The organism is Cupriavidus mimosae (assembly GCF_023952485.1).
GTDB lineage: Bacteria > Pseudomonadota > Gammaproteobacteria > Burkholderiales > Burkholderiaceae > Cupriavidus > Cupriavidus taiwanensis_C.
In genome coordinates this window covers 332,667-348,329 of record NZ_JALHRY010000002.1, presented here as the reverse complement: position 1 = coordinate 348,329, position 15,663 = coordinate 332,667, and the positions used below count along the sequence as shown (strand labels likewise).

General features: G+C 70.6%; 16 protein-coding genes, 1 other RNA gene and 1 riboswitch. Of the genes, 9 read left to right on the top strand and 8 right to left on the bottom strand.

Annotated features, from left to right (window positions below):
- Window positions 1–5: 5 nt before the first annotated feature.
- The 4 genes from MKD50_RS05595 to MKD50_RS05580 all read right to left on the bottom strand — a co-directional run bounded on the left by MKD50_RS05595 (window position 6) and on the right by MKD50_RS05580 (window position 1,720).
- Window positions 6–488 (bottom strand): EVE domain-containing protein, encoded by a 483-nt coding sequence (locus MKD50_RS05595; RefSeq protein ID WP_252666620.1) that lies wholly within the window; start codon window positions 486–488, stop codon window positions 6–8.
- A 129-nt stretch (window positions 489–617) separates the two neighbouring features.
- A non-coding RNA gene (gene ssrS, locus MKD50_RS05590) (6S RNA) lies at window positions 618–835 on the bottom strand.
- A 235-nt stretch (window positions 836–1,070) separates the two neighbouring features.
- Window positions 1,071–1,403 (bottom strand): cell division protein ZapA, encoded by a 333-nt coding sequence (locus MKD50_RS05585; protein WP_115704457.1) that lies wholly within the window; start codon window positions 1,401–1,403, stop codon window positions 1,071–1,073.
- Window positions 1,400–1,720, bottom strand: a complete 321-nt coding sequence (locus MKD50_RS05580; protein WP_115704455.1) for a hypothetical protein — start codon at window positions 1,718–1,720, stop codon at window positions 1,400–1,402. The genes MKD50_RS05585 and MKD50_RS05580 overlap by 4 nt, the downstream gene beginning before the upstream one ends.
- A gap of 209 nt (window positions 1,721–1,929) precedes the next feature.
- Window positions 1,930–2,223, top strand: a riboswitch (cobalamin riboswitch).
- A gap of 74 nt (window positions 2,224–2,297) precedes the next feature.
- On the opposite strand from MKD50_RS05580, the gene MKD50_RS05575 reads away from it, so the two are divergent.
- Genes MKD50_RS05575 through MKD50_RS05545 form a run of 7 tightly spaced genes read left to right on the top strand, consistent with a single transcriptional unit; the run spans window position 2,298 to window position 9,150 of the window.
- Window positions 2,298–4,190 carry a TonB-dependent receptor domain-containing protein gene (locus MKD50_RS05575; RefSeq protein ID WP_252666619.1) on the top strand — a complete coding sequence of 631 codons (1,893 nt, stop codon included), beginning with the start codon at window positions 2,298–2,300 and terminating at the stop codon, window positions 4,188–4,190.
- A 15-nt stretch (window positions 4,191–4,205) separates the two neighbouring features.
- Window positions 4,206–5,213: a FecCD family ABC transporter permease gene (locus tag MKD50_RS05570; protein ID WP_115704451.1), complete on the top strand. Its 1,008-nt coding sequence runs from the start codon at window positions 4,206–4,208 to the stop codon at window positions 5,211–5,213.
- Window positions 5,210–6,052 (top strand): ABC transporter ATP-binding protein, encoded by an 843-nt coding sequence (locus tag MKD50_RS05565; RefSeq protein WP_115704449.1) that lies wholly within the window; start codon window positions 5,210–5,212, stop codon window positions 6,050–6,052. Before MKD50_RS05570 ends, MKD50_RS05565 begins: the two co-directional genes overlap by 4 nt.
- Window positions 6,045–6,677 carry a cob(I)yrinic acid a,c-diamide adenosyltransferase gene (gene cobO, locus MKD50_RS05560; RefSeq protein ID WP_252666618.1) on the top strand — a complete coding sequence of 211 codons (633 nt, stop codon included), beginning with the start codon at window positions 6,045–6,047 and terminating at the stop codon, window positions 6,675–6,677. Before MKD50_RS05565 ends, cobO begins: the two co-directional genes overlap by 8 nt.
- A gap of 27 nt (window positions 6,678–6,704) precedes the next feature.
- Entirely contained in the window at window positions 6,705–7,745 is a 1,041-nt protein-coding gene (cobT, locus tag MKD50_RS05555; RefSeq protein ID WP_252666617.1) for a nicotinate-nucleotide--dimethylbenzimidazole phosphoribosyltransferase, read from the top strand.
- Window positions 7,742–8,584, top strand: a complete 843-nt coding sequence (locus MKD50_RS05550; protein ID WP_371925290.1) for an adenosylcobinamide-GDP ribazoletransferase — start codon at window positions 7,742–7,744, stop codon at window positions 8,582–8,584. Before cobT ends, MKD50_RS05550 begins: the two co-directional genes overlap by 4 nt.
- Window positions 8,569–9,150, top strand: a complete 582-nt coding sequence (locus MKD50_RS05545) for a histidine phosphatase family protein (RefSeq protein WP_240072533.1) — start codon at window positions 8,569–8,571, stop codon at window positions 9,148–9,150. The genes MKD50_RS05550 and MKD50_RS05545 overlap by 16 nt, the downstream gene beginning before the upstream one ends.
- Here the strand turns inward: MKD50_RS05545 and MKD50_RS05540 are convergent, their stop codons facing one another.
- The 4 genes from MKD50_RS05540 to cobU are packed head-to-tail and all read right to left on the bottom strand — an operon-like array spanning window position 9,151 to window position 12,725.
- Window positions 9,151–10,056 (bottom strand): cobalamin-binding protein, encoded by a 906-nt coding sequence (locus MKD50_RS05540; protein ID WP_115704702.1) that lies wholly within the window; start codon window positions 10,054–10,056, stop codon window positions 9,151–9,153.
- A gap of 13 nt (window positions 10,057–10,069) precedes the next feature.
- A complete protein-coding gene (gene cobD, locus MKD50_RS05535; protein ID WP_252666616.1) occupies window positions 10,070–11,086 on the bottom strand; it encodes a threonine-phosphate decarboxylase CobD in 1,017 nt (338 codons plus the stop codon).
- The gene (cbiB, locus tag MKD50_RS05530) at window positions 11,083–12,057 is read right to left on the bottom strand and encodes an adenosylcobinamide-phosphate synthase CbiB (protein ID WP_252666615.1); all 975 of its coding nucleotides are present in this window, start codon (window positions 12,055–12,057) and stop codon (window positions 11,083–11,085) included. The genes cobD and cbiB overlap by 4 nt, the downstream gene beginning before the upstream one ends.
- A complete protein-coding gene (gene cobU, locus MKD50_RS05525) occupies window positions 12,051–12,725 on the bottom strand; it encodes a bifunctional adenosylcobinamide kinase/adenosylcobinamide-phosphate guanylyltransferase (RefSeq protein ID WP_371925289.1) in 675 nt (224 codons plus the stop codon). The genes cbiB and cobU overlap by 7 nt, the downstream gene beginning before the upstream one ends.
- A gap of 68 nt (window positions 12,726–12,793) precedes the next feature.
- Here cobU and MKD50_RS05520 point away from each other — a divergent pair, with 68 nt between their 5' ends.
- Together MKD50_RS05520 and MKD50_RS05515 are read left to right on the top strand one after the other, a co-directional pair.
- Window positions 12,794–14,311 carry a cobyric acid synthase gene (locus MKD50_RS05520; protein WP_240072529.1) on the top strand — a complete coding sequence of 506 codons (1,518 nt, stop codon included), beginning with the start codon at window positions 12,794–12,796 and terminating at the stop codon, window positions 14,309–14,311.
- A 151-nt stretch (window positions 14,312–14,462) separates the two neighbouring features.
- Window positions 14,463–15,656: a PepSY-associated TM helix domain-containing protein gene (locus MKD50_RS05515; protein ID WP_252666614.1), complete on the top strand. Its 1,194-nt coding sequence runs from the start codon at window positions 14,463–14,465 to the stop codon at window positions 15,654–15,656.
- The last annotated feature ends 7 nt before the right edge of the window (window positions 15,657–15,663 follow it).

Genomic DNA, 15,663 nt, shown 5'->3' with positions numbered 1-15,663 from the left:
GCCGGTCAGTCCATCAGCTTGCCGGTGATATAGCGCCATTCCGCCGGCGTCACCGGCGTGATCGAGAGCCGGTTGCCGCGCCGGAGCACCACCATGTCGGCCAGCGCTTCATGCTCGCGCAGTTCGGCCAGCGGGATCAGGCGGCTCTTGCGTTCGAAGCGCACGTCGACCAGCAGCCAGCGCGGCGCCTTGGCTCTGGAGGCGGCGTCGAAATACGGGCTCTTGCGGTCGAACTGCGTGGGGTCGGGGTAGGGCGCGGAGCAGACCTCGGCCAGTCCCGCGATGCCGGGCTCGGGGCACGACGAGTGGTAGAACAGCACGCCGTCGCCCACCTGCATGGCATCGCGCATGAAGTTGCGCGCCTGGTAGTTACGCACGCCGGTCCACGGCAGCGTCCGTTCCCGGGCGAGGTCGTCGATGCTGGCTTCGTCCGGTTCCGATTTCATCAGCCAGTACTGGCGGGCGCGTTGGTTCTGGTTAGGGCTCACGGCGCTGCTCAGGAAAGGAAGGCCCGCGCGACAGACACGGGCAAGCATGCGGGCAAAGGAAAAGGTAAAGAAAAGGTAAAGAAAAGGGCAAAGAAAAAGGCGATGGTTCAGAAAACCACCGCCTTTTAGGGGGTCCCCGCCTCGGCCGCTGGGTCGGCATCCTGAACCCAAGTGAGGTTCAGAGTGGCTGCGGAAGTCGCATTTCGGGTACATCATCCACTCAGGGAGTCCAGGCCAGGCCCGGACTATGAGTGCGACGACGCGCTCGCCCACGCGACATAATCCCGCACCATGCAATGCATATCGGTTCAAGGAGTTTATGACCCTCACGAACCAGGCAGGGAAACTGTCAAACGTCTGACTGTCCACCTGCTGGATGTCAGACGTTTGCCGTTTCTAACAAGGATGGGATGAAAACGGCGGCCAGGCGCGGTAACCTGACCTGTCAGCTGCACTTCTGTGGTGCCTCGTGCAGTCTGGCTACACTATACACCGCGTCGCAGGGCATACCAAGTGCGCTCGCGCGTGTCGTTACATTTTGCGCGACAGCGCGGCATCCGCAGCACATCCAACCAATGCCGCTCAGCCGCGCGTACCGGTGCCCACGTGGGCATATTGCCGCAGCGCTTCGTCGGCGCGGTCGTTCAGTTCACGGATGCGCGCGCGGATGGCGTCGACCGGGATCGCGCCTTCGGCCTGCTGCTTGCGCTGCATCGACAACAGGTCCGAGGCAATGCTGATCGCGGCCATCACCGCCACGCGCTCGACGCCCTTGGCCGCGCTGCCGCTGCGCAGCTTGTTCATCTGCGTGTCGACCAGGGCCACGGCCTCGAGCAGCGCGGCCTCGTTCTCGGGCGCGATGGCGAAGCGGTAGGCCTGGCCGGCGATGTTGACTTCGACTTGCTTGTTGCTCATGCGTGTTCTCCGGGGGCCTTGTGCGTGTCGGCGCCCTGCGCCACGGCCTCTTCGCCGAGCAGGTCGAGCTGGCGCGTGTCGCTTGCGGTCGGCAGCTTGTCAAGGATGGACTGGATGCGCAGCTGCGCTTCCTCGATCTTGATGTTGAGCAGTTCGCGGTCGGCGGCCATGGCCTCCCGCTCGCCGCGCAACTGCGCGGCTTCGCCCTCCAGCCGCGCGATCTCGTCGCGCAGCCGCTGGTTCTCCGCCGCCAGGGTGTCCGCATGGTGCAGCACGCGCCCGATCTTGGCGGCCAGTTGTTCGAGTTCGGTGAGCATAGGGCCTGTCATGATGGGAGTAGTGTCAGGTATCGCGATTCTAGCCGATGCGCCGGCATGCACAATGCGGAGGAAAGGTTTGTGACCGGCCGCCCGCATGGAAGTTGCAGGCTTCTGCACCCAAGACGCCGCGAGAGTGTGACAAAACGCTACCACGCGACCCATGCGCGCAGTGGGGTTGCCGCGTTGACGCGGGGGGCGAAACGCCATAGACTCGCGCACGTTCCAGGTGCTCGCCCTTTTCGTCCGTGGCGAAGGGGCAGTTCAACGGGAAACAGGGAGCCGGGCCGGCTGCGCGCCGGACAGGCCAACCTGTGCTGCCCCCGCAACGGTAAGCGACCGCGGTGCGCATGCGCCAGCCACATCGCTGGCAAGGCCCGATCCGTCATCGGATGCCAGGCCACATGCCCGCAGGACCGGCCACACGCCACTGAACCGCAGGTTCGGGAAGGCGCCGGTTCCGTGTCGCCAGCCCGGATACCGGCCTGAACGCGGGCTGCCGCCCGTGCGCGGCACGCCTCATCGCCATATGGCCCGCGGGGGAACGGGCCCGGCCGTTCCTATCCAGTCCTGCATCATGCGTTCATCGCTTCACAGGTCGACCCGCCCGGCAAGCCCGGCGGTGCGTCCGTCCGTGCCCGCCATCCTGGCGGCCATGGCCTCGTTCACCCTCGTTCCCGGTACCGCTTCCGCCCAGACGGCGGACAGCCGCACCGCGCAGCTTGCACCGGTGGTGGTCACTTCCACCCGCACCGCGCAGTCGATCACCGAGGCGCTGCCGCATACCACGGTGGTCACGCAGCAGGACATCGCCAATGCACAGGCACCCGACCTGCGCACGCTGCTGCGCAGCCAGGCGGGTGTGGAGTTCGCGACCAACGGCGGCATGGGCAGCAATACCTCGCTGTTCATGCGCGGCGCCAACTCCAACCAGACCCTGATCCTGGTCGATGGCGTGCGGGTGTCGTCGGCCAGCAGCGGCACCGCGCAGCTGGCCAATATCCTGCCCGACCAGATCGACCGCATCGAGGTGGTGCGTGGCAACGTCTCGGCGCTGTACGGCTCGGACGCGATCGGCGGCGTGGTGCAGATCTTCACCAAGAGCGGCGCGGGCCAGGCGCCGGCGGCCAACGCCGCTATCGAGTACGGCAGCAACAACACGCGCCAGGGCACGGTCGGCTATGGCGGCCAGGTCGGCGACACCTCGTTCAACCTGACCGGCTCGGCGTTCAAGACCGACGGCTTCTCGTCGATCAATACGAAGCAGGCGCCGCGCGCCAACCCCAACGACAACCCGTACGAGAACCAGAGCGTGTCGGGGCAGGTGAAGCACCGCTTCACGCCCAACTGGGATGCCGGCATCACCGGCTACTACTCGAAGAGCAAGCTGTCGTTCGACAGCGCCTTCGGCCGTCCCACCGACGAGAACCGCACCGACAGTGAGCTGTACACGCTGTCGGCCTTCGTCAACGGCAAGCTGGGCACCGACTGGACCACGCATTTCAAGCTGTCGCAGAGCGAGGACCGCAGCGATACCTTCCTCAACGGCAGGCCCAACGGCACCTTCAATACCCGCAACCGCCAGTTCAACTGGCAGAACGAGTACGCGCTGGCCGCCGGCCACACGCTGCTGTTCGGCACCGACTACCTGCAGCAGGAACTGGATTCCAGCGCCTACGGCGCGCCGACGCGCAATGTGTTCTCGGTGTTCGGCGGTTATGACGGGCGCTTCGGCAAGCACCAGCTGCAGCTCAACGCGCGCAACGACCACTATTCCGACTTCGGCAACCAGGGCAGCTTCTTCGCCGGCTACGGCTACAACCTTACCGACGCGTTCAAGCTGATCGCCAGCGTCAGCAATGCCTTCCGCGCGCCGACCTTCAACGAGCTGTACTACCCCAACTTCGGCCAGCCCAACCTGCAGCCCGAGCGCGCCAAGTCGGTCGAGGCCGGCGTGCAGTACACCACCGCCAGCGCCGGCCTGCTGCGCGTGACCGCGTTCGAGACCCGCTACCACGACCTGATCGTGTCGGCACAGCAGCCCAACGGCATGTTCCTCGCGCAGAACGTCAACCAGGCCAAGGTGCAGGGTATCGAGGCCTCGTGGCGCGCCCGCATCTACGGCACCGACCTCGGCGCCAGCGTGACCTTCCAGAACCCGGTCGACGAGCAGACCAACACCCAGTTGCTGCGCCGCGCGCGCCGCCATGCCGCGCTGGACGTCGGCCGCGATATCGGCAGCTGGCGCTTCGGCGGCGAATGGCTGCTGTCGTCGTCGCGCATGGATGCCGGCTCGCGCCGGCTGGGCGGATACGGTATCGTCAACCTCACCGCCCGCTACAACATCGACAAGCAATGGTTCATCGCCGCCCGCGTCGAAAACCTGTTCGACAAGGACTACCAGCTCGCCTACCCCTACAACACGCAGGGGCGCGCGGGTTTCATCACGCTGGGCTGGCGCCAGCGATGAGCGCGCGGGCGCGCCATGTCTGAATTCCGGCGCGCTCTGGCGATCTGGCTGGCGCTGGCGTTTGCGGCGCTGCTGGCGTTTGCCCTGTCGCTGGCGCTGGGCAGCGTTGCGCTCGATGCGCGCGCGCTGTGGCTGGCGCTGAGCGGCGCCGACACCGGCACCGCCGGCGCCATCGTGCATGAGTTGCGCCTGCCGCGCGCGGCCGCGGCCTTTGCCTGCGGCGGGCTGCTGGCCCTGTCCGGTGCACTGATGCAAGTGCTGCTGCGCAACCCGCTGGCCGAGCCTTACGTGCTGGGCGTATCGGGCGGTGCCTCCACCGCCGCGCTGCTGGCGATGCTGGCGCTGGCGCCGTGGTGGGGCGTGCAGGCGGCCGCGGCGCTCGGCGCCCTGCTGGCGATGGTGCTGGTGGCTTCGCTGGCGCGGCGCGACCTGCTGCACCCGCAGGTGCAGGGCGGGCACCGCGAAGCCGGCGCGCGGCTGCTGCTGACCGGCGTGATCCTGGCTGCCGGCTGGGGCGCGGTCATCACGCTGATCCTGTCGGTCGCGCCGGAGTCGCGCCTGCGCGGCATGCTGTTCTGGCTCACTGGCGACCTGGGCGGTACCGCCAGCTACGGCGGCGCGCTGGCCATGCTGGTAGCGGCGCTGCTGCTGGCCATGCCGATGGCGCGCGCGCTCAACGTGATGCTGCTCGGCGAGACCGTGGCGCAGGCGCTTGGCGTGCGCGTGGGCCGCGTGCGGCTGGCAACCTTCATGCTGGCATCGCTGTGCATTGCCGCGGCCATCACCACCGCCGGCTCGATCGGCTTTGTCGGGCTGGTAGTGCCGCACCTGGTGCGGCTGGCCTGGGGCAACGACCAGCGCCTGCTGCTGCCGGCCGCGACGCTGTTGGGCGGGGCGCTGCTGATGGCGGCCGACCTGATCGCGCGCACCGTGGTGGCGCCGGCGCAACTGCCGGTAGGGGTGATCACCGGGCTGCTGGGCGTGCCGACCTTCCTGTACCTGTTGTTGCGGAGGCCGCGATGAGCTCGGGCGCGCACTGGTCCGTTCCGCTCGCTGCCTGTCCGCGGCTGGCGCTGCGCGAGCTGCGCCTGCGCACCAGCCAGCGCGTGCTGGTGGAGCGCCTGAGCCTGGCCATCGGCCCGGGCGAGCTGTGGTGCATCGCCGGCCCCAATGGCGCCGGCAAGTCCACGCTGATGACGGTGCTGGCCGGGTTGCGTCACGCCGACGGTGGCAGCGTCGAGATCGACGGTGCCGCGCCGGCGCTGGTCGACCCCGCGCTGCTGGCGCGCCAGCGCGCCTACCTGCCGCAAGCGGTGCACGACACCTTCCCGATGCCGGTGCTCGACGCCGTGCGCGTGGGCCGCCATCCGCACCTGTCCGGCTGGGGCTGGAGCGGGCGCGAGGACGACCGCATCGTGCACGACGTGATCCGTGCCATGGATATCGAGGCACTGGCCGCGCGCGATGTGCTGACCCTGTCCGGCGGCGAGCGCCAGCGCGTGTCGCTGGCCGCGGCGCTGGCGCAGCAGGCGCCGCTGCTGTTGCTGGACGAGCCGGTTTCGCACCTGGACCTGCGCCACCAGATCCTGGTGCTGGAGCAGCTGGCCGCGCTGGCCAGGGCGAGGCGCCACGCCATCGTGGTGATCCTGCACGACCTGACGCTGGCGCTGCGCTACGCCACCCATGCCCTGCTGATGGCCGAAGACGGCACGACACTGCACGGCCCCGCCGCGCAGGTGCTGACCCCCGAACACTGCTCGCGCGCGCTGCGTACCGCCATCGTCAGCGTCAGCGACGGCGCCCATACCGCGCTGATTCCCGACGGCGCGCGCCTGACCACACCGAACTCACACCATGACTGAAAACCACAATCCCGCCGCGCAGGACCCCGACCGCGATGCCCGCCACAAGGCGCGCATGGTGCGCAAGAAGGAAGTCGTCGACGCCAGGATCGCCGCCGCGCAGGACGAGCGCGGCGTGATCGTCATCACCACCGGCAACGGCAAGGGCAAGTCCAGCTCCGGCTTCGGCATGGTGGTGCGCGCGCTCGGCCACGGCATGCGCACCGGCGTGGTCCAGTTCATCAAGGGTGCGCAGCCGACCGGCGAAGAAATGTTCCTGCGCCGCTTTCCCGACGAATGCGCCTTCCACGTGATGGGCGAGGGCTATACCTGGGAAACCCAGGACCGTGCCCGCGACGTGGCCAAGGCCGAGGCCGCGTGGGAGGTGGCGCGCGCCATGCTGCGCGATCCCGGTATCGGCCTGGTGTTGTTCGACGAGCTCAACATCGCGCTCAAGCTGCACTATCTTGATGTGGAGCAGGTCATCGCCGACCTGCGCGCGCGCCCGCCGATGCAGCACGTGGTCATTACCGGCCGCGGCGCGCCGCCGGCGCTGGTGGAGGCGGCCGACACCGTCACCGACATGACCCCGGTCAAGCACGCGTTCCAGCAGGGCATCAAGGCCCAGCGCGGCGTGGAAATGTAGCCCGTTTTCTTTCTGAGTATCCGCATCATGCAGTTTCCCGAAATCCCTCCGCTCGACCATGCGCTGCGCCCGGTGCTGCAGGCCGCCATCGACGACAAGACCAAGCCGCTCGGCGCGCTCGGCCGGCTTGAAGCATTGGCCCTGCAGCTGGGCCTGATCCAGGGCAGCGCGCGGCCGGTGCTGCGCCGGCCCACGGTGATCGTGTTCGCCGCCGACCATGGCGTGGCCGACGCCGGTGTCAGCGCCTATCCGGCCGAGGTCACGGCGCAGATGGTGCAGAACTTCCTCGCCGGCGGCGCGGCCATCAACGTGTTCTCGCGCCAGCACGGCATTGCGCTGGAGATCGTCGACGCCGGGGTGCGCGTGCCGCTGCCGGCGGCGCCGGGGCTGGTCAACTGCCGCATCGCCGACGGCACCCGCAACTTTGCCAGCGAGCCCGCGATGACGCCGGCACAGGCGGCCGCGGCGATGACCGCCGGCATGGCGCGCGTGCTGCGCCATGCGCAGCAGGGCTGCAACGTGATCGGCTTCGGCGAGATGGGCATCGCCAACACCTCGGCCGCCGCGTGCCTGATGCAGCGGCTGACCGGCCTGCCGCTGGAGGATTGCATCGGGCGCGGCACCGGGCTGGACGACGCCGGCCTGGCGCGCAAGCGCGAGGTGCTGGCCGGCGCGCTGGCGCGGCACGCCGATGCGCAGGCACCGCTGGACGTGCTGGCCACCTTCGGCGGCTTCGAGATCGCGATGATGGCCGGCGCCTTCCTGGCCGCCGCGGCCAGCCGCATGGTGATCCTGGTCGACGGCTTTATCGCCACGGCGGCGCTGCTGGTGGCGCAGCGGCTGGACCCCAACGTGCTGCCGTACTGCGTGTTCACGCACTGCTCGCACGAGCGCGGCCACCGCGCGCTGCTGGCCCAGTTCGAGGCCGCGCCGCTGCTGGCGCTGGACCTGCGCCTGGGCGAAGGCACCGGCTGCGCGCTGGCGTGGCCGCTGCTGGCCTCGGCCGCGGCGTTCCTGAACGAGATGGCCACCTTCAGCGGCGCCGGCGTCAGCACCGCCTCGCCATGAGCGCGCCGACCGACCCGGTGCCCATGCCCGAACCCGGCCCCGAACCCCGCGCCCCCGCGGGCGTGGCCGGCGAACTGCGCTATTTCCTGACGGCGCTGGGCTACTTTACGCGCGTGCCGCTGCCGGGCTGGCTGGCGCGCTGGGTCGGATTCGAACCGTGTTACCTGCACGCCGCGGCGCGCTATTTCCCGCTGGTCGGGCTACTGGTGGGCGGCGCGGGCGCGCTGGTCACCTGGGGGGCGGCGCTGTGGTGGCCGCCCGGCGTGGCCGTGCTGCTGGGCATGGCCGCGACGCTGCTGCTGACCGGCGCCTTCCATGAAGACGGGCTGGCCGATTGCGTCGATGCCTTCGGTGGTGCGTGGCAGCGCGACGACGTGCTGCGCATCATGCACGACTCGCGCATCGGCGCGTTCGGCGCGATTGCGCTGGTGGTGGCGCTGCTGCTGAAGTGGCAGCTCCTGGTGACGATCGCCGGGCGAGGCGGCATCGCGGTGCTGGTTGCCGTGCTGGTCGCCGCGCATGCCGCCAGCCGCGCAATGGCGGTCAGCTATCTCGCCACGCTGGCCTATGTGCGCCCCGAGGGCAAGGCCAAGCCGGTGGCGCAGAAGCTGGCCGGCGCGGGCCTGGTGTTCGCGCTGCTGTGCGGGCTGGTGCCGCTGTGGCTGGTGTCGCCAGGTTTCTGCGCGGTGGCGGTCGGGATGCTGCTGGTGCTGCGCCTGCTGCTAGGCCGCTACTTCGTGCGCCGCATCGGCGGCTATACCGGGGATTGCCTCGGCATGGCCCAGCAATGCGCCGAGATCGGACTCTACCTGGTGGCCGCCGCATGGACGTGGTCCTGATCCGGCATGCGCAGCCGCAGGTGCCGGCAGGCACCTGCTATGGCGGCCTCGACCTGCCGCTGCTGGCGCCGCTGACGCCGCCCGCGGCGCGTATCGTCAGCGGCCTGCCGGCTCCCGATCGCATCGTTGCCAGCCCGCTCGCACGCGCGCTGGGCACGGCCCAGGCACTGGCCCGGGCATGGCCCGGCGGCGTGCCGGACATCGACACCGAACCCGCCCTGCGCGAAATCGACTTCGGCAGCTGGGAGGGCGTGGCCTGGGATGCGATCGACCGCGGCGCGCTCGACCAGTGGGCGGCCGACCTGCTGCATGCGCGTCCACATGGCGGCGAATCGCCGGCACAGGCGATGGCGCGGGTGGTTGGCTGGGCCGCGACGCTGGCCGAAGCTCGCGCGCAATGTCTGTGGGTAGTCGGCCATGCCGGGCCGATGCGCATGCTGGCGGCGCACTGGCTGGGCGTGCCGCTGTCGACCACGGTCAGTTGGGAACTGGGTTTTGGCGCCAGCTGCGGCTTCAGGCTGAAGCAGGGCGGAGCACGGCTGGGCTGGTGGAACCGCGCCGGCTGATCAGCGCGCGGGCCGTTGGCTGCGCGCGGTGTCGAGGTCCTTGCACAGCTGCGCCGCGCCCTGCACCACGCGCGGGCCGGCACGGTTGAGCAGGTCGCCGTCGATCACGAACAGGTTGTTGCGCGCCACTGCCGTGACCTGCTTCCAGCGCCGCCACATCTCGAAATCCGGCAGCGGCTGGTCCGAGCGCGTGGCGCCCATGCCCGCCGTCACCATCGCTTCGGGATTGCCCGCGATCACCGCTTCGACCGACACAGTCGGCACCAGCGGCGTCTCGGCCGCGAACAGGTTGCGGCCGCCGCACAGCGCCAGCATGTCGCTGACCAGGTGCTGGCCGTTGAGCGTCATCAGCGGCTGCTGCCAGACCTGGTAGAACACCGTCACCGGCGGGCGTGCCGCATAGGTCTTGCGTAGCGTTTCCACTTGCTGGCGAAAGCCGTCGGCGGCGCGCCGCGCGGTGGCTTCGGTGCCCAGCAGCGTGCCGAGTTTCTCGATGTTGTCCGGGATTGTCGCCAGCCTTCGCGGCTCGCTGTAGAACATCGGGATGCCGAGCGCGCGCAAGCGGTCGGCCTGCTTCTGCGCATTGCCGTGGCGCCACACCACGATCAGGTCGGGCTTGAGCGCGGCAATGCGCTCCAGGTCCAGCGCCTTGTTGTCGCCGACGCGCGTGATCGCGCGCGCCTGCGGCGGGTAATCGCTGTAGTTGACGGTGCCGACGATGCGGTCGCCCCCGCCCGCGGCGAACAGCATCTCGGTAACATGCGGCGCCAGCGAGACCACGCGGCGCGCCGGTTGCGCCAGGGTCACGGTCTGGCCGGCGTCGTCGATGGCGGAGACCGTGGCGGCGGCGGGCAGCGCCGCGAGCAGCAGGGCGGAGGCGAGGAAAGGAGTCAGGCGATTCGGCATGGCATGGTCAAGGTCAGGCAGCGGCCGCCAGTGCCGCGTCCAGCCGCTGCCAGGCCAGCGGCTGGTCCGGTGGCAGGCCAAGTCGCAGGCTCGGCGCGCAGCCGCCGGCGGCATCGAAATAACGGGTCCAGACGCCGTGCCGCGCCAGCGCGTGTTGCAGCTGCGCCGCGTCCCGATGCGGGACCCAGCAGAACAAGGGATGCATCACCGGCGCCAGGCCGTGGTGTTCCAGCACGGCGGCCAGTCGCGCCCCGCACGCTTGCAGCCGGTCACGAGTGGCCTGCTGCCACGGCTGGTCGGCCAGCGCGCGGCGTGCCACCGCGCGCGCGGGGCCGGCGACGGTCCAGTGGCCCAGGCGCGCGCGCAGCGTGTCCAGCAGCGCCGCTTGCGCCAGCACGAAGCCGCAGCGGATGCCGGCCAGGCCGTAGAACTTGCCGATCGAGCGCAGCACCACCAGCCCGGGCGCGCCGCTGTGCGCGGCGACGGAACCGCCGGGCAGGCAATCGATAAAGGCTTCGTCGACCAGCAGCGTGCCGCCGCGCGCTGCCAGCGCGGCATGCCAGTGCAGCAGCGTGGCGGCTGGCAGCACGCGCGCGGTCGGGTTGTTGGGGTTGACGACGACCAGATGATCGAGCGCGTCGGCCAAATCGGGCCGGGCGAAGTCGGCTTCGTTTAGCAGCACCACGGTGTGCCCCGCGGCGGCGAACGCCGGCGCGTATTCGCTGTACCCCAGCGCGGCGATGCCGACCCGCCCCGGGCGCAGCAGCGCCGGCAGCGTACGGATCGCGGCCTGCGAGCCGGCCACCGGCAGGGCATGGGGCGCGCCGCATGCCGCCGCGGCCAGTTCGGCCAGGCCATCGTCGTCCTGTGGCAAGCGTTGCCACACCTGCGGCGGCAGCGCGGGCACCGCATAGCCGTCGGGGTTGATGCCGGTGGACAGGTCGAGCCAGTCGTCGGCCGGGCGGCCGTAGCGGCGCACCGCGGCGAGCAGGTCGCCGCCATGGCGGATCGGGGGCAGGGCGGTGCTCATGCCGGTGCGGATGCCGTCAGTGCAGCGAGCGCGCTGGCGCCGGCCAGCGCCAGCCACAGCCATAGCGTGCGTTCGACCAGCCGCAGGCAGGCCATCACATGCGCCGCCTGCGGCGCGGTGCCGGTGCCAAGCGGCGGGCGTTGCTCGATTTCACCGTGATAGCGCGCCGGGCCGCCGAGCTGCACGCCGACCGCGCCGGCTCCCGCCGCCATCACCGGGCCGGCATTGGGGCTCGACCACGCCGGGGCCTGGGTGCGCCAGCAGCGCAGCGCCTGCCCGGTGGCGCCGAGCAGCGCATATGACAGCGCGGTCAGCCGTGCCGGCACCAGGTTGAGCGCATCGTCGAGGCGCGCTGCGGCCCAGCCGAAATGCAGCAGCCGCGGCGTGCGGTACCCCCACATCGCATCGAGCGTATTGGCCAGGCGGAATCCGATCACAGCGGGTGCGCCGCCGACCAGGAACCAGAACAGCGCGCCGGACACCGCGTCATTGCCGTTCTCCAGCGCCGATTCGCAGGCGGCGCGGGCCAGCGCCTCGGCGTCGGCATCGGCGGTGTCGCGCGAGACGATGCGCGCGGTCAGCGCGCGCGCGGTGGGCAGGTCGGCCGCGCCCAGCGCGTCGGCAATCGGGGCGATATGCTGGTGCAGGCTGCGCGCGCCCAGCGCCGCGTACAGCGCCAGCGCATGCAGCGCCAGCGCGGCGAGCGGATGCCAGCGGGCCGCGGCGGCCACCAGCCACCATGCCAGCGCGGCCGGGACCAGCACCAGCACGCACCAGCCGGCAAGCCCGGCAAGGCGCTGGCGCCATGGCGCATTACGTTGCGAGGGAGGGTTGAGGCATCGTTCCAATGCGGCCGCGATGCGGCCGAAGCCCACCAGCGGATGCCAGCGGCGCGGCTCGCCGAGCCAGCGGTCCAGCAGTGCCCCGATCCATGCCGCTGCCACGGATGCCGGCCAGGCCAGCATCAGCATGCGGGATCGGGCCCCTTTACCGCCACCGGGATGCCCGCCACCAGCAGCCGCACGCAGTCGGCGGCGGCAGCCAGCTTCTGGTTCAGGCGGCCCAGTTCATCGACATAGAAGCGGGTAATGGCGCCCATCGGAATCACGCCGAAGCCGATCTCGTTCGAGACCAGGATCACGTGGCCGGGCAGCGTCGGCAGTGCGTTGAGCAGCGCCTCGATTTCTTCGGTGAATGCCGCCGGTGGCGTGATCACGCCATGCTCGGGATAGCTGCGGCCATCGGGGAAAAGCAGGTTGTTGATCCACAGCGTCATGCAATCCACCAGGATGCAGCCGTCGTGGCGCGCGTTGGCATAGAGCGCATCGGCCAGGTGCACCGGCTCTTCGACCAGGCGCCAGTCGGCGGGGCGGCGCGCGCGGTGCAGCGCGATGCGCACCTCCAGTTCCTGGTCGGCGTGGGCCGGGTCCTGGTGCGCGGTGGCGATGTAGGTGACCGGCCCGCCGGTAAGGGTGGCGTGGTCGGTGGCGAGCTGTTCGGCAAAGTGGCTCTTGCCGGAACGTGCGCCGCCCAGCACCAGCGTCAGCTGGCGGCCGCCGGTCCCGCTGGCGGCAGCGCGCGGCTGTGCGGCAGGGGCGATGCCGGATGCGTTAGCGGGTGCGATGGCCGGGGTTTCCATCCGCGTATTGTAGCCGCCGCATCCGGGCATGGCACGACCCGCGTGCGGGCCGGTGCGATAATCCGCCGATGCAACCCGACTCTCCGCAATCCCGCTTTCCGGGTGCCCTGCGCGGCACCCTGATGGTCCAGGGCACCACCTCCGACGCCGGCAAGAGCACCATCGTCGCCGGCCTGTGCCGGGTGCTGGCGCGCGCCGGCACGCGCGTGGTGCCGTTCAAGCCGCAGAACATGGCGCTGAACAGCGCCGTCACCGCCGATGGCGGCGAGATCGGCCGGGCCCAGGCGCTGCAGGCGCAGGCCGCGCGGCTGGCGCCGCATACCGACATGAATCCGGTGCTGCTCAAGCCCAGCAGCGACACCGGCGCCCAGGTCATCATCCACGGCCGCGCGCGGCTGGACCTGGACGCGCGCGCCTACCACGCCTACAAGCCGCAGGCGATGCAGGCGGTGCTGGCCTCGCACGCGCGCCTGGCGCAGGCCTACGAGGTGGTGCTGGTGGAGGGCGCCGGCAGCCCGGCCGAGGTCAACCTGCGCGAGCGCGACATCGCCAACATGGGGTTTGCCGAGCAGGTCGACTGCCCGGTGGTGCTGGTCGCGGACATCGATCGCGGCGGCGTGTTCGCGCACCTGGTGGGCACGCTCGACTGCCTGTCCGAGAGCGAGCGCGCGCGCGTGACCGGCTTCATCATCAACCGCTTCCGCGGCGATATCGGGCTGCTGGAGCCGGGACTGGACTGGCTGGTGGCGCGTACCGGCAAGCCGGTGTTCGGCGTGCTGCCGTACCTGCATGGCCTGCACCTGGACGCCGAGGACGCCATCATCGGCGCGCAGGCCGAAGGTGGCCAGGACGCGCAGCGCCTGCGCGTGATCGTGCCGGTGCTGCCGCGCATCGCCAACCATACCGACTTCGACGCGCTGCGCGCGCACCCGCAGGTGGACCTGCAGTTTGTCGGCCCGGGCCGGCCGATCCCGCCGGCCGACCTGGTGGTGCTGCCCGGCAGCAAGAACGTGCGCGGCGACCTGGACTTCCTGCGGGCCCAGGGCTGGGACGCGGCGCTGGCGCGCCACCTGCGCTACGGCGGCAAGCTGATCGGCATCTGCGGCGGCATGCAGATGCTGGGGCGGCAGGTGCACGATCCCGACGGCCGCGAAGGCCCCGCCGGCAGCAGCGCAGGCCTGGGCTGGCTCGATTACGAAACCACGCTGGCCGCCGACAAGCAGCTGCGCCAGGTGCACGGACGGCTGGCGCCGGACCCGGCCGGGGCACCGGTGCGCGGCTACGAGATCCATCTCGGCGTCACCACCGGCAAGGGCCTGGAGCAGCCGGCGCTGTGGCTGGACCGAGGCGACGGCACCATGCGCCCGGACGGGGCGCGCTCGGCCGACGGGCAGGTGCTGGCCACCTATGTCCACGGCCTGTTCGACGATCCCGCGGCCTGCCAGGCGCTGCTGCGCTGGGCGGGGCTGGACCAGGCCCAGGCGGTGGACCTGGACGCGCTGCGCGAAGCGTCGATCGAACGCCTGGCCGACACCATGGCGGCGCACCTGGACCTGGCGGCACTGCTGGCGCCGTTGCAGCGCTGAGGTCGTGGCGCTGAGGTTGCGACGGGCACGCGGCGGCAAGCAGCGGCCCTGCTAGAATCGCGAATCCTTCGCATTCGCATCGTGGCATGGAGATGGCTTTTGCGCCATATTCCGCGCCTTGCAGCGTCCGCTCAACGTACTTCACCCCGTCATGGTTACCGGCCGCCTGCGCGTCGTCCTCGTCAAGCTGCATCGCTATATCGGCCTGAGTCTCGGCCTGCTGTTCGTCCTGTTGGGGCTGACCGGCATGACCATCGCCTGGCGCGATGAGCTCGACGCCTGGCTTAATCCCGACCTGCTGGTGGCGTCCGCGCCGATGACCGCGCCGGTGACCCCGGACACGGTCCAGGCCGTGACCGAGCGGCTGGCGGCGCCGCCCTACGGCAAGCCCAACCTGCTGATGCTGCCGACCCATGCCGACGGCGTCTTTATCGCCTGGTATCCGGTCAAGGGGCCCGGCGGCGTGGTGCCGGGGCGCTCGCGCCAGGTGATGGTCGATCCGGTCACGCTGGCAGTGAAGGGCGAGCGCGTGTGGGGCGAGGCGGGGCTGTCGCGCCGGCTGCTGCTGCCCACGCTGTTCCACCTGCACCGCTACCTGCTGTCGGGCGATACCGGCAAGACCATCACCGGCGTGGCCGGCATGCTGCTGTTGCTGACCACGCTGGTCGGGGTGGCAGCGTGGTGGCCCAAGATGAAGCTGCGCTCGGTGGTGCAGGCGTTCCGCGTTACGCATGGCGGTTCATGGTCGCGCTTCAATTACTCGCTGCACCGCGCCGGCGGCATCCTGGCCGCGCCGGTGCTGGCGATCATCGCGTTTTCCGGCTGGTACCTGAACCTGCCCAAGTGGGTGACGCCGATCGTGGCGGGGGTGATGACGGTGACGCCACCGGCCAAGCACGTCTCGGCACCGGCGCCGGCGGGCGCGCGGCCGCTGGAGGCGGGCGAGATCATGGCCGCCGCGCAGGCGCAGTTCCCGCAGGCGCAGGTGACCCGCATCGGCTTCCCGCGCAAGCCCGGCGATGCCTTCGAGATCCGGCTGTGCCAGCCCGGCGAGGTGCGCCAGCACACCGGCGCGACGCGGCTCTGGCTCGATGCCTGGACCGGCGCGCCCCTGGGCGTGCGCGACCCGCAGCAGGCGCCCGCCGGTGACACGCTGCTGAACTGGCAGTTTCCGCTGCATACCGGCGAAGCCTTCGGCCTGCCGGGGCGGATCTTCATCACGCTGTTCGGGCTGGCGCCGCTGGCGTTTGCCGTGACCGGCACTCTGATCTGGTGGAAGCGGCGGCGCGGCCACCAGCGCCATGTGGTGAAGAGCGCGCAACGCGCCGGCATGCGCGGGGCATGAAAAAAGG